This is a genomic window from Streptomyces sp. NPDC052236 (assembly GCF_044548015.1).
GTDB lineage: Bacteria > Actinomycetota > Actinomycetes > Streptomycetales > Streptomycetaceae > Streptomyces.
Genome location: NZ_JBIUBL010000009.1, coordinates 207105 through 220623, shown reverse-complemented (window position 1 = coordinate 220623; position 13519 = coordinate 207105). Strand labels below are relative to the sequence as shown.

The window sequence follows — 13519 nt, the reverse complement described above, 5'->3', positions numbered from 1 at the left end:
GACATAGTCTCGATGACGACCAACACCGCGGTGCAAGCCCCGCCGCAGAGCGCACTGGGCGCGGGAGCGACCGGGCTGAGGCTGGGAGCCCTGTTCGGCCCCGTGATCTTCGGAGTGACCGCCGCGGGCGTGGCACTGCCCGATGTCGCCCAGGCGATGGAGGTCCGCCCCGCCGTCGCCGGCTGGGTACTGACCGCCCACGCCCTGGCGCTCGGCGTGGGCACCGCGTTCTTCGGACGGCTCTCCGAGAAATGGGGTGTACGCAACACCCTCCTGGTGGGCTCCATATTCCTGGCCGTCGGCGCGGCGCTGTGCCTCCTGGCCCCCAACTTCGGCACCCTGATCGCGGGCCGGTTCGTTCAGGCGGCGGGCTCCGGCGCCATCACCTCCAGCGCCCTGACCCTGGCCTCCGCGGCCGCCCCCGCCCAACGCGCCAAAATCCTCGGCATCTTCGGGGCCTCCATGGCCCTCTTCTCCTCCATCGCCACCCTCATGGGAGGGATGGTCACCGACTGGATGCACTGGCGGCTCACCCTCGTCCTGCCGGCGCTCTCCCTGCTGCTGGTGCCCTTCTGCCTGGAACTGGCCGCCACCCGCCCCGGCTTCGGCAAAGCCACCGACCTGGTCGGCGGGATACTCCTGGGCACCGGCGCGACCTCGCTGCTCCTGCTCATCCAGGCCTCCTCACTGGACCTGGCCACCCCCCTGGTCATCACACTGGCGGCACTGGGAGTGCTGTCGGTGGCGGGCCTGGTGATGCACATCGGCAGGCGGCCCGATGGTTTCGTACCGCGGCAACTGGCCACCGACCGCACGTTCCTGACCGCGGCCCTGGTCGGCCTCGGCGGGTACGCCGGACTGTTCGCCGCGATGTACGCGGTGCCGCAGATCCTCACGGTGAAGTACGGCTGGAGCGTCTTCATGATCGGGGCCTGGCTGCTGCCCGGCGCGGTCGTCGGCGCGGTGTTCGCACGGGTGGCCAGCAAGCTCACAGTGACCAAGGGCGGCAGCATACTGCTGGCCGGGGCCGCCCTGAGCTCCGCGGTGTTCCTGGGAATCGTCGGCATCGTCGAGGGCGGCATCGTCGTCATGCTCGTCGGCACCTCCATGGGCATGGCGACGTTCGCCGTCACCCAGGTGATCACCACCGCCGTGCTCTCCAGCCGCCTGGAGCCCCTCCAGCGCGGCGGCGCGATGGGCGTGCTCAACCTCCTCTTCTTCGTCGGCGGCGGCATCGGCTCCGCCACCGCCGGAACACTCTCCGAGCACATGGACCTCACCAGCGCGCTCGCCGTCGTCGCGATACTCCCGCTCCTCGCGGGCCTGCTCGCTCTGCTGCTCCCGCCCGCCCAGGCACAGCAACAAGCCTGACCCCCCTCCCCCGCTCCCCCCTCCCCGGTCCACCGGCGGCAAGGCCGACACCGGCACACAGCACACCGGCCACCCGCCCGGCCCGGTGCAGGCCGGTGAGGCCGGGCGGGTACCGCCGGGGCCGGCGACCCTGCGTGCCGCAGCACCGGCGGACCATGAAAGTACTGAAGTGCAAGGCGAGGAAGGCCCTCCGGTCCCGGTCCCGGCACCGGCCGGGGCCGGTGCCGGGACCGGTGCCGGCAAAGACCGGGGGCGTACGGTCGGTCCCCGGCCAGAGCCCCGGCCGGGCCGGCCGGCCCAGTTGACCTCGGGCCGGTTCACACCGCGAGGCGGTCCGGGTGCGAGGCGGAAAGGCTCGCCTCGCCGGAGACGGGCAGCGCTTCGAGCGCCGAACCGGGCGGCGTGAGCGCATCGACCAGCCCGGCCCGCACTCCACCACCCCGCCGTCCGGGCAGGCACCACGAGCCCGGTCATTTCCTGGCTGTGGGCGCACCTGGCGCAGCTGCCGGCGCGCAGGTGCGCCGGGTGACCGCCGGGTCCGCCGGTCCTGATCCTCCGCTTGCGTGCGGCCCCGGCCCCGCCGGCCACCCTGAAGCGGCGGCCTCAGGACCCGGGGGAACCCTGCGCTGCGGGTGCGGCACGGCCGCCGGCGCCGGGGAGATCCTGGACACGCCAAAGGGGTGATCCGGCGGCCCCGGGCCCGGCGGCACCGGGCCCGGCGGCACCGGTGCCTGGTGCTCCTGGCCCGCAGGGGCCAGGAGCAGTCAGGACACCGGCAATGCCTCAGGGCCAATGGCCCCACAGGCTCATGGTCGCGGATTGTCCTGCTACGAGTTCAGCCACAGCGACAGGATCTTGCGGAGCCCGTCGCGTTCGATGCGCAGCAGGTCGTTCTCCAGGCGCAGTTGCTCCAGCGGGTCGGGCATGACGGTGCTCGGTGAGGTCCGTGCGAGCAGGGCGACGCTGGCGGGGCGGCCCTTGTGCCCGTGTGAGCGAGCCGGCCGCGGCGCGGGGACGTCGCGGGGAAGGGAGGTCAGCGAGGCGAGTTCGCCGACCAGGATCGACTGGTGCAGGACGTGCAGGTCCTGCGCCGGTTCGATGCCGAGGTCCTCGGAGAACCGCATCCTGACGGCGCGGAAGGTTTCCAGGGCGTCAGCCTGGCGGCCCGAGTGGTACAGCGCCAGCATCAGCTGGGCGCAGGCACGTTCCCGGAAAGGGTTCTCGGTGACGAAGCCGGTCAGGTCACCGATGATCTGCTGGTGGCGGCCCAGTTTCAGTGCCACGTCGAAGTACTCCTCGCGCACCGTGAGGCGGTCCTCGTTGAGTTTGACGACGAGGGACAGAAGCGCCCTGCTGTCCAGGCCCGCCGCGACCGGGCCGCGCCATAACGCGAGCGCGGACTTCAGCAGAGCCTCGGCACGCTCCAGCTGGTTGTCGCGGACCATGGCCCGCCCCTGGGCGACCAGCTTCTCGAACTGGAAGAGGTCCAGCGCCTCGTCGTCGTGCACCCTGATGCGGTAGCAGGAGGGATGCGTCTCGATCACGCTGTCCCGTTCTCGCCCCCGCAGCAGGCGGCGAAGACCGGAGACGCAGATGCGGATCTGTCCGTCGGCGGACTCGGGAGGTTTTTCGTCCCACATCGCATCGACGAGCCGGCCAAGGGGCACGACCTGGTTCGCCTGGAGAAGCAGCGCGGCCAATAACTTCTGCCTGCGGATCCCGCTGATTTCAATCTGTTCGTCGCCGTTCGTCACGAGCAGCGGACCAAGTATCCGGAAAACGTAGTCATCACGCATATCTAATTACCCCCGGCAATTACGTGCGCAAAAAACGCAAGGACAAACCCACTTGCTACATCAATATAGTTGCCATCGGCATTAACGGAAATGCCGATGGCAACTATGTTGACACTACGGAAATGCTGGCACAACTATATTTGCGTTACGGCAGGACTTCGAACAGCGGTCGCCTTTTCTGCTCTACGGAATTCTTATTCGTAGCGGTAGAACTTTGAATGATCCAGCAGATCGGCGGGTGTCATCGAGTACCAGGGCGCGAGCTTGGTGTTCAGTGAGGGAACATCGGGGTGTTCGGTCACCGGGAGGTACTGCGGGACGTCGGGGTGCGCCTTCTGCCAGATCGTCCAGAGCTTGTCGATGAAGCAGTGGTGCATGAAGAAGATGGGGTCGTTCGGCGAGCCGATGTACAGCATGTGGCCGCCCATCCACGTGTGGCCGGCGCCGTGCAGCTTGCCGAGGTTCGCCTCCCAGTCGAACTTCGCGTATCCCTCCAGGTGGTTGCGCAGGGACTGCGTCTCACTCCCGTAGCCGGAGGTGTAGTTGTAGGGCGGAGTGTCGTAGGTGGTGAGCGCGAGGGTGTCCTCGAGCTCCTTGACCGTGGGCAGGGCGGGGTTCACGGTGCCTATGTCGCGGACCAGGAAGTCCCGGTCGTCCGCGGTGTAGTTGCCGTTGAACGCCGGGTGCTCATCGCCGACCGGCACCACGCTGACGTTGAGCTTCCAGCCGTTGCAGCGGGCGAAAGGTCCGGTCATGACCTTGCGGTCACCGGGCCGTCCGTTCCCGCCCATGAACGTGTCGGCCCACAAGGGCGAGTCCAGGGACTGGTCCTTGGTCCAGTCCCAGTACGGGATGGTGACGGTGGGGTCGACCCGCTGGAGCGCCCTTTCGAGGATCAGCAGGTACTGGCGGTGCCACGGGAACAGGCCCGGGCCCATATGGCCCCAGCGCTTGCCGACGCCCCCGTCCTTGTCGAGGTAGTCGCCCGAGTTGATCTGGATGTGGATCCGGACCAGCTCGTCGTAGATGCCGAGATCCTTCACCCGGCGCACCGCGCGGATGAAACGTCTCTTCTCCTCGGCGGTCATGTTGAGATGGTTCTTGCGGACGGGAACCATGAGATCTCTTCTCTCTTATCTCTTCGGGCTCTGCGGAGGCCGGCTCAGGCGTGGTGGGTGGCGGCGGGGAGCAGGTTCGCGCCGCGCAGCTCATCGACGGCCCGCCGGCCGGCGGCCAGCGGGGTCGGCTCGATCCGGTAGTGGCACATCGCGCTGAGGTAGCCGTGCTCGCCCAGCTTCATGAGGTGCAACGGCTTGTCGTCGATATGCACCGTTCCGGCGGTCTGGGACACGGCGATCGTGCGGCCCTTGTACGTCTCGGTGTACAGGTCCTGCTGCCCGGCGGCCGCCCGGTCGTGCTCGTGCGCCGCCTCCTGCGCGCCCTCGTGGGCGCCGACCCAGCTGTTGCCCGCCTGGATGGCGGCGACCGGCACGGCGGCGATCGCGGCGGCGCCCGCCATGCCCTTCATCACATCGCGTCGTTTCATTGACGTCCTCCTGATTCGACCCAAAGGGGGTCAAAGGTTGAAGTCTCCCCGCCCAGCTTTCCAGGGCGGCCTATCGGCTGGATATCGCCGCTGCTGAGCGCCGGCGGAGCTGCCCGCCCCCCTTGTCGCTCCCGGCGATGCGGGCGCCCCGGGCCCGGTCACGGCCCTTGGGGTGGTGGTGTGGACGTCAGGCTGTGAGCGGAGCGGGCGCGATGTTGTGGTTGAAGCGGAAGAGGTTGTGCGGGTCGACGTGGGCCTTGATCCGGGCCAGGCGGGCGTAGGTGGCCGGCTCGTAGCCGCTCTCGGCGAGAGAGGCGGTGTCGGGGCTGGCCAGAAAGTTGAGGTAGCGGCGCCCGGTGCCCCACGGCGCCATGCCGTCCACCACCAGCGGGGGGCGGTCGTCGGGCAGCGAGACGGTGGAGAGCACGAACGCCGCGTCCCGGTGGTCGACAGCGTTGGGCAGGCGGGGCGCGCGGCCCACCGCGCCGCCCAGCTGCCGCAGTTCGACGGTCAGATCGATGCAGTCGGCCCCCGGCCCGGCCAGCTCCAGGAGCCTGTCCACCGCCGCCTCGTCGAGTACGCGCAGCATCATGGAGCGCTCGTTGTAGGGAATCGGCTCGGTGGGGTCGTTGTGGATCTCCCCGGACCTGGTGTACGGGATCTCGGCCAGGGTGTCGACGATCAGCGGGCCCGCCGCGCGCAGCGGCGCGAGCAGCTTCTCCCCGTCCTTGGCGGAGCCCAGGTAGGCGATGCGCACGTGCACGGTCAGCCGGCCGCGCAGGAAGTCCGGGACCCGTTCGATGTCCGGTAACCGCAGCAGTGCCAGCGAGGAGGTCATGTCCTCGGGCAGGGACGCCGTCCAGTGGCGCCAGGCGTGCAGTACGTCCGCGGTTGCCTCGCCCGCGAAGAACAGCCCGCCGCCGTACAGCCGCGACACCGGTACCAGTTCGAACTCCAGGGCGGTGACGACGCCGAAGTTGCCCTTGCCGCCGCGCACGGCCCAGAACAGGTCCCTCTCGTGGTCCGCGGTGGCCCGGTGCGCGCGCCCGTCGGCGGTGACGATGTCGATGGCGGTGACCTTGTCGGCGGCGTAGCCGTACGCGCGCGCCATCAGCCCGAGCCCGCCGCCCAGGGTGTATCCGATCACTCCGGTGAGCGGGGAGGACCCGCTGAGCGGGGCCAGGCCGTACTCCGCGGCCGCCTGGATCACTTCGTACCACTGGGTGCCGCCCTGGACCCTGGCGGTCCTGGTGACGGGGTCGATGCTCACGCCCCGCAGCCGGCGGGTGCTGATCAGCAGCCCGCCGTCCGCGGCGGTGGAGGGACCGTGGCCCGTGGCCTGGACCGAGATCGGCATCCTGCGGGCGGCGGCGAACGCCACGGCCTCGCGCACGTCCGCGGCATCGGCCACGACCGCGATCAGGTCCGGGTCGTGCTCGGTGATCAGATTGAACCCCTCCCGCTCCAGGGCGAAGTCCTCTTCTCCCGGCTGCAGGACCCGTCCGCGCAGCCGTCCGGAGAGTTCGGCCGCCGCTGGGTTCGCGATGCTCTTGCCTGTCGTCATCCTCAGTCCTCCCAGGCCCGGTTGTTTGTCGGGATGCGAAGGACTCTGCCAACGGCGGGCGCCCGGGCCCATCCCCCGTTTGAGGCGGATGATCCGATCAGGCCCACAGGCCCGGGGGGAACACCACATTCCGCGCCGGGCCACTCACGCGGTGCGGTACGGGGCGGGGCCCGGCGGGGCCCGGCGGAGTCCGGCGGCCCGGGCCGTCCGGTTCGTCGGGCCCCCGCACAGCACGCTTCCCGCACCAAAAAAAGGGGGGGGCGTCGGCGGGGTCCGTGAGCAGCCGGTGCACCGCGCCCCCGGGGGGACGGGCGAAGAGCAGCCCCCTGCCCCGCCCCGAAGGACCGGCCCGGCCGGCCGGGTTCGAACCCGGCGGCCTCAGCGCGCGGCCAGGGGGCTGGTGCGCCGGCCGGCCGTGGCCGCCCCAGCCCGGCCCTGGTACGCCGGGACGCTGTGCACAGCGTCCCGGGCTCCTCCAGGTCTTCCAAGGGGCGTCCGGGGGGTGGTGCGCGGAGCGGCCCGGGGCCGGGATGCACGCCGGTGATCACCCCGGGCGGGGCCGGTGGCCGGCGCCGCCGGGTGAGGGGCAGGACAAGGCCGCCCGCCCGCCCCCGGGGAACGGGGGCGGCGATGACGGCGCGGTGCGAGCGCGGCCGGGCGGGGGCACGGCGGTGATGCCCACGGGTGTCGCGGGTGGCCGCCTCGTAGGCCCGGACCGTGTTCGCGCAGCACGATGCCCAGGTTGCCGCGCCGGGCGAGGCGGGGGCGGGGCGGGCCACCGGTCGATGCACCCCGCACACCCCGCGCTCCGGCATGAGGGGCTTGCCCGCCTCGCCAACGGCCCGCCGGGCTGCGCGAAGCTGTGCGGGTCGCGGGCGTGGATCCGCGGCCTGCCGGCGCAGGAGGCGACCGGTTCGGCCCGTGGGCGCCGATGACCACGGCGGCGATGTACCGGCCCGCTCCCGCCGCCCGCGGCGGGCAGGGATCTTCACTCCCCGTCTGCCCGTCTGCCCGTCTGCCCCAAGCCCCGGAAGGTGCAGGGGAAGAGGTCCGGGGCCACCGGGCGCCCTTGCCGCTCCCCTTTCTCCCCCAGGGCCCTGGGAGGGCGTAAGGAGAGGTCCGGGGCTGCACAGGCGCCGGTCCGCAGGAGGCTCCGCGCCCCCGGGCCGGGCCATCAGGGGCGGCCCGCAGCCTCTGTTCCCGTGTCGGTGAACCCCCAAGGGCCCCGCGATCTGTGTGGTGGCGGGGCCGGTGGGCGCCGCGCCCACCCCGCCCGCCCGCCGGGTGGCGGGGGCGGCCTGGCGTTCGCGGGGCGGGGTTCAGCGCCGGGAAGTGGCCGAGATCGCCGGCCGGTGGAAGAGGGTGCGGCGCGCACCGCGGGTGGTGAACGGCCGGCCGCCCGTCCTGTTCACCGGTGCGAGGACCGTGCCCGGGCCGGCGCCGTGGCCCGCGGCGCCCTCACGGTCCCCCTGGTGTCAGCCCCGGACAATGGCCTGCTCCCAGTTTTCGCCGGGCCCGAACAGCTTGCGCGGCTTCATGGCGTCCAGCCGTTCGGCCAGCAGCTCGCCGGGCACGAGCGTGCCCTCGGGCACCGCGCTCACCGCGCAGCGCACCCCCAGCTCCGCCTCGATGGAGGCGGCAAGCGTGGCGCAGGCCTCCTGGCTGCCCGGGCCGGGTACCTCGATCTGGACGACAAGACGCTCCGGCTCGGCCCTGGCCCGCCAGAACAGCACACCGTGCGCCGCCGGGAGACGGAAGACGAGCTCCTCCACCTGGATCTGCCCCAGCCGCCTCCCGCCGACCGTGTAGCCCTGGCCGAGCCGGCCCAGAACCCGTACCGTCGGCAGTTTCCAGTCGCACGGGCAGTCCTCGTAGCGCAGGTCCACCACGTCCTCGAGGTTGTAGCGCAGCAGCGGCATCGCCTCGCGGTACAGCGGGGTGATGACCAGTTGCCCGGTGCCCTCGGGGGTGATCTGCCCGGACTGGGGGTCGTAGATCTCCGGCAGCACCCGGTCGGCCCAGAAGTGCATCCGCCCGTAGGGGCAGTCGCTGCCCAGCGGGCCGACCTCGGTGCAGCCGTACTCCTCGATGACCAGGGCGCCCCAGATCTCCTCGATCCGGCGGCGCCGCGCGCTGCTGATCGGCTCGCCCGCCACGTACAGCGCCCGCAGCGCGGGAAAGGAGCCGGGGCTGTAGCCGGCGGCCTTGGCCGCCGCGACCCAGATGAGGCTCTCGCTCGGCGTCGACCAGGTCAGCGTCACCTCGAGATCGTGCAGCAGGCGCACCACCCGCGAGTAGGGCACCGCCAGTGAGCGGCAGTCGCCGGGCACCACCGTCGCGCCGCTGCGCATGGCCGCCCAGTGGGCCATGTGCCCGGCCAGGACCAGCCCGTAGGGGATGCGTACGAGCAGGGTGTCCGTGGGGCCGATGGGGACGGTCTTGCGGACGAACCGGTCGGCCAGATCCGCCCACTCGGCCTCGGTGAAGTAGGCGGGGGTGGGGTTGCCGGTGCTGCCGCTGGACTCGTGGTAGGTGGCCAGGCGCTCCCTGGGCACGGCGAGCATGTTGAAGGGGTAACTCTCGCGCAGGTCCGCCTTGGTGGTCAGGCCCAGCTGGGCCAGGCCCTGCCCGGGCTCCAGGCGCTTGTCGTAGAACGGCGAATTACGGGCGTGATGGAGCGCGGGTGCGATCCGCTCGTCCTGGCGGGCGCGCAGCTCGTCGAAGCTGCTCCAGTCACCGATGGCCGGCAGCCCGCTGCCACTGGGACCGCCGGTGGTCAGCTTGCCCGCCGCCCCGGCCGGTCCGCCGGTGGCCGGCCCGCCGGTGGCCTGTGCCGCGGTGGCCGGTGCTGCGGTGGTGTTCGGGGGGCGGGTCACAGGCCGGATCCCGCCGCGGCCTCGGTGAGCGCGCCCGAGGAGATCATCTCCACGACCGCGGCGATGTCGCCGTCCATCTGGCGGTCCTTCGCGGCGAAGGGAACCTCCTTGCGGATACGGGCGTGCACCGCCCTGGTACGCGGGCTCATCTCCTCCACACCGCGCAGCTCCACCGCCTGGCAGGCGGCCAGGAGATGGATGGCCGCGACCTCACGGGTCAGCTCGATGATGGTGCGCGCATCACGCGCCGCGATCGGGGCCATGCTGACCTTGTCCTGGTTGTGGGCCTCGGTGGAGCGGGAGAACGTGCTGGCCGGGCCCGCGTTCTTCAGCGCCTCCGCGGTCAGCGCCGAGCACGCGATCTGCATGCCCTTGAAACCGTGCTGCAGCCCGGCCTCGGTGTCATCGTCCTCCACCCGGGCGATCAGGTTCGGGGTGAGACCGTTGTTGAACTTCTCATCCACCAGCAGCGCGAGCTGACGGTCCAGCAGGTCCGCGATCCCGGCGACAGCGGTCTTCAGCGAGTCCATCGCGGTCACCACATGCCCGCCGTAGAAGTTGCCGCCGCTGTACACGTTGCCCGTGGACGGCTCGAACAGCGGGTTGTCGCTGGAGGAGTTGATCTCCACCGTCATCCAGGTGCGGACCCACTCGAGCATGTCCCGCAGCACTCCGGTGACATGCGGGGCGCAGCGCAGCGAGTAGCGGTCCTGGATGCTGCGGGTCAGCTTCTGGTAGTGGCGCCCCTCGAGCGGGCCGTTGAGGTCGACGACCTGGTCGTAGGTCATCGCCAGGGCCGAGCCCTGAAGGAGGTCGTGGATCAGTGCGGCGCTGGCGCGCTGGCCCCGGTGCGGCTTGTGGTCGTGGATGAAGGGGGCGTAGTGGCCGCGGTTGCCGAGCATGCCCTCACTGGCCAGGGCGGTGCAGATGTCGGCGACCTCGGCGAGCTGGGCCGCCGCCTCGGTGTTCAGCACCGCGAACGCGGCGCTGAAGGAGGTGCCGTTGATCAGGGCGAGGCCGTCCTTGGCCTCCAGCAGCACCGGCTCGAGTCCCAGCTGGGACAGCACGTCGGCGGCCTGGCGCACCTCGCCGCGGTAGCGCACCCTGCCCTCACCGGTCAGCGCGGACGCCAGGTAGCACAGCGGGACGAGGTCTCCGCTGGCGCCGACCGAGCCGCGCTCGGGAATCGCGGGGAGGATGTCGTGCTCGAGGAAGTCCAGGAGCCGCTCCACCACCGGGGTGCTGACCCCGGAGTTGCCCCGGGCCAGGCAGTTGGCGCGGATCAGCAGCGTGGCCCGCACCACCTCGTCCGATGCCAGCGGGCCGGTTCCGTTGAGGTGGTAGCGGATCAGTTCGTTCTGCAGCCGCGCGGTCTTCTCCGGCGAGATCTGCCGGTTGACGCTGTCACCGAAGCCCGTGGTCACCCCGTAAATGGGCTTGCCGGTTTTCAGGATCTCAAGCTTCAGGTCCCGCGATGCGTTCATCGCGTTCAACGCGTCCTTCGAGACCGAGAAAACGGACCCTTCGCGGGACGCGGCGGCCACGGTCTGGCCGATGCTCAGGTCATGCCCGTCAATCTTCATGGTCGTCACGTGTGGACACCTTTCTCACCGGGTTGCCCACGAGTCTTGTCCGCCGATGTTTCTGGCCGATATCGGTGCGCCGGGGCCGCGATATACGGACGAGATCCCGAAGATATCCGCCCTCCTCAGGGTTGGTCCAAGGACCGGCACGCAGGAATGAGGAAACCCCATGATCTCCAACGGCGCGTTCGGCAGGCAGCTCCGCCTGCGGCGCCTGTACCGCAACGATGGTGAACGGCTGCTGATCGTGCCGCTGGACCATTCGGTGAGCCAGGGACCGATCACCGGCAGCCAGGGACTCAACGCGCTCGTGGGACAGCTGGCCGCCAACAGAGTCGACGCCGTCGTCCTGCACAAGGGCAGCCTGCGGCACATCGACCCCGCCTGCTTCACCCGCACCGCGCTCATCGTCCACCTCAGCGCCAGCACCGTGCACGCCCCCGACCCCGACGCCAAGTACCTGGTCGCCGGCGTCGAGGAAAGCCTGCGGCTGGGCGCGGACGCGGTCAGCGTCCACGTCAACCTGGGATCGGACGGCGAACAGCGCCAGATCGCCGACCTGGCGAACGTCGCCGAGGCCTGCGACCGGTGGAACGTGCCACTGCTGGCGATGATGTATCCCCGCGGTCCAAGGATCAGCGACCCCCACGACCCGGCCCTGATCGCGCACGCGGTGAGCCTGGCCGCCGACCTGGGAGCCGACCTGGTGAAAACCCCCTACGCCGGCTCCGTCGCGCAGATGAAAGAGATCGCCGCCTGCGCGCCCATCCCCATCATCACCGTCGGCGGCCCGCACAACGACGACGAGGGGCAGGTCCTGTCCTACGTCGCCGAAGCACTCGGCTCGGGCATCGCCGGGGTGGCCATGGGCCGCAACGTCTTTATGGCACCCGACCCCGGTGCCATGGCCGCGAAACTGGCCGACCTCATCCACAGTCAGTGACCTGAAGGAGCCCTCACACCATGAAGCTCAGTTGGCTGGACATCCGGGACCTGACCGAGGCCAAGAACGCCATCGTCCAGGAGGCACTGCACCAGCGCATCGACGGCGTCGTCGCCGCCGACACCGCCGCCCTGGCAGGCCTGCCCCCCACCGTCACCAAAGTCCTCTTCCCCCGCGGCAGGCCGCTCCCGGAAGACTTCGGCGAGGCGACCGTCGTCATCGTGGACCCCGCCTTCCACGCGATAACCACCGCCGAACTGGCCCTGGAACACCCCGAACTGGAATTCGGCCGGTTCGTGGAGATCACCGACGCCGCATCACTGGAAGACGCCTGCCAGTCCGCGCGCACCGAACGCTTCAGCCTGCTGCTGTTCCGCGACCCCACCAAGATCCCCCTCGAGATCGTCATCGCCGCGTCCGCCGGATCCAAGGGCAGCCTGATCACGGTAGCCGCCGACGTCGAAGAAGCCGAGATCATCTTCGGGGTCCTGGAACACGGCTCCGACGGCGTCATGATGGCACCGCGCAACGTCGGCGACGCCACCGCCCTCAAAGCCGTCGTAGAAGCCGAAACCCCCGACCTGCACCTGGTCGAGCTCCAGATCGTGAGCACCGAACACGTCGGCATGGGCGAGCGGGCGTGCGTGGACACCTGCACCTACTTCCGCAAAGACGAAGGCATCCTGGTCGGATCACACTCCAAGGGCATGATCCTGTGCGTCAGCGAAACGCACCCCCTGCCCTACATGCCCACCCGCCCCTTCCGGGTCAACGCCGGCGCCATCCACTCCTACACCCTGGCCAACAACGGACGCACCAACTACCTCAGCGAACTCAAAGCCGGCAGCAAAATCGTCGCCGCCGACGTCCAGGGCCGCACCCGCCTGGTCACCGTCGGCCGCGTCAAAATCGAAACCAGGCCCCTGATCTCCGTCAACGCCGTCTCCCCCGACGGCCGCGAAGTCAACCTGATCCTCCAGGACGACTGGCACGTACGGGTGCTGGGCCCCGGCGGGACCGTCCTGAACAGCACCGAACTCAAGCCCGGCGACAAGGTCCTGGGATTCCTGCCCACCGAAGACCGCCACGTCGGCTACCCCCTCAACGAGTTCTGCCTCGAGACGTGACATAGTGGACAAACTCCTGTTCGTCCCGGTACGGGTCAACGCGCACGGCGGCGCGTTCACCGCCGTCCGCACGGCCCGGCCGGGCGCCGGGCAGGAACGAGTCGGCCTCGCCTTCACCGGCCCAGAAGCACTCCGCGCCGCACTGGGCAACACCCAGCACTGGATCCGGCTGTCCCGGCCCGCCCTGGCCGCGCTGCTGGCACCCCTGGGAATCAACGACATACGGATCGACCCCCTCTACATCGGACCACAGCTACCGGCGGCACCCCCACCAGACCTCCTCGAGACCGGACCCGTCCTCGCCGGAGTATGGCGCCACCCACAATGGCTGCCCGACGAAGTCTGGTAACACCAGACACAGCAACAACCAACTGGTCACAGCCAAACACGGACACAGCCAAGTGGTAACACGCAGATGGCAACAGCCAAACACGGTCACAAGCAAGTAGTGACAGCCAGGCGCAGTCACAGCCCGGCAGTCACAGGCAAGTGGTCACAGGCAGGTGATAACAGCCAGGCGTCGTGACAGGCAACTGCGGTCACAGCCAAGTGGTGACAGGCGGGCGGGGACAGCCAGGTCCAGTCACAGCCCGGCGACAGCAGCCAGGCGCGGCGACAGCCAGCTGGTAACAGGCGGGCGGGGACAGCCAGGTCCAGTCACAGCCCGGCGGTCACAGGCAGGCGCGGTGACCACCAGGTGGTGACCACCAGGT

Annotated in this window: 10 protein-coding genes; 4 read left to right on the top strand and 6 right to left on the bottom strand. The window is 70.3% G+C overall.

Translation table 11 applies throughout. From position 1 onward, the window contains the following. Positions 1-12: 12 nt before the first annotated feature. Complete coding sequence (gene bagJ / locus ACIHCQ_RS17750) at positions 13-1371, top strand: bagremycin/ferroverdin transporter BagJ/FevB (RefSeq protein ID WP_399662916.1); 1359 nt, start codon at positions 13-15, stop codon at positions 1369-1371. An 827-nt stretch (positions 1372-2198) separates the two neighbouring features. Here the strand turns inward: bagJ and bagI are convergent. From bagI to bagA, 6 genes are all read right to left on the bottom strand, one after another. Next, the gene (gene bagI, locus ACIHCQ_RS17745) at positions 2199-3167 is read right to left on the bottom strand and encodes an AfsR/SARP family transcriptional regulator BagI/FevR (RefSeq protein WP_399662914.1); all 969 of its coding nucleotides are present in this window, start codon (positions 3165-3167) and stop codon (positions 2199-2201) included. 194 nt (positions 3168-3361) lie between these two features. Then, positions 3362-4285 carry a bagremycin/ferroverdin biosynthesis o-aminophenol oxidase BagH/FevF gene (gene bagH / locus ACIHCQ_RS17740; protein ID WP_399662912.1) on the bottom strand — a complete coding sequence of 308 codons (924 nt, stop codon included), beginning with the start codon at positions 4283-4285 and terminating at the stop codon, positions 3362-3364. Between the two features lie 44 nt (positions 4286-4329). Beyond that, positions 4330-4713, bottom strand: coding sequence for a bagremycin/ferroverdin biosynthesis copper chaperon BagZ/FevE (gene bagZ / locus ACIHCQ_RS17735; protein WP_399662910.1), 384 nt, complete (start codon positions 4711-4713; stop codon positions 4330-4332). A gap of 187 nt (positions 4714-4900) precedes the next feature. Beyond that, the gene (gene bagG, locus ACIHCQ_RS17730; protein WP_399662908.1) at positions 4901-6277 is read right to left on the bottom strand and encodes a bagremycin/ferroverdin biosynthesis FAD-dependent oxygenase BagG/FevA2; all 1377 of its coding nucleotides are present in this window, start codon (positions 6275-6277) and stop codon (positions 4901-4903) included. Positions 6278-7752: 1475 nt separating this feature from the next. Beyond that, a complete protein-coding gene (bagE, locus tag ACIHCQ_RS17725) occupies positions 7753-9153 on the bottom strand; it encodes a bagremycin/ferroverdin synthetase BagE/FevW (protein WP_399662906.1) in 1401 nt (466 codons plus the stop codon). Further along, complete coding sequence (gene bagA / locus ACIHCQ_RS17720) at positions 9150-10736, bottom strand: bagremycin/ferroverdin biosynthesis tyrosine ammonia-lyase BagA/FevW (RefSeq protein ID WP_399663090.1); 1587 nt, start codon at positions 10734-10736, stop codon at positions 9150-9152. Before bagA ends, bagE begins: the two co-directional genes overlap by 4 nt. 169 nt (positions 10737-10905) lie before the next feature. Between bagA and bagB the strand changes: the two genes are divergently transcribed. Genes bagB through ACIHCQ_RS17705 form a run of 3 tightly spaced genes read left to right on the top strand, consistent with a single transcriptional unit; the run spans position 10906 to position 13155 of the window. Continuing rightward, a complete protein-coding gene (bagB, locus tag ACIHCQ_RS17715) occupies positions 10906-11679 on the top strand; it encodes a bagremycin/ferroverdin biosynthesis DhnA-type aldolase BagB/FevI (RefSeq protein ID WP_399662904.1) in 774 nt (257 codons plus the stop codon). Between the two features lie 20 nt (positions 11680-11699). Then, complete coding sequence (gene bagC / locus ACIHCQ_RS17710; protein WP_399662902.1) at positions 11700-12806, top strand: bagremycin/ferroverdin biosynthesis 3,4-AHBA synthase BagC/FevH; 1107 nt, start codon at positions 11700-11702, stop codon at positions 12804-12806. A gap of 4 nt (positions 12807-12810) precedes the next feature. Continuing rightward, positions 12811-13155: an SAV_915 family protein gene (locus tag ACIHCQ_RS17705; protein ID WP_399662900.1), complete on the top strand. Its 345-nt coding sequence runs from the start codon at positions 12811-12813 to the stop codon at positions 13153-13155. Positions 13156-13519 lie beyond the last annotated feature (364 nt).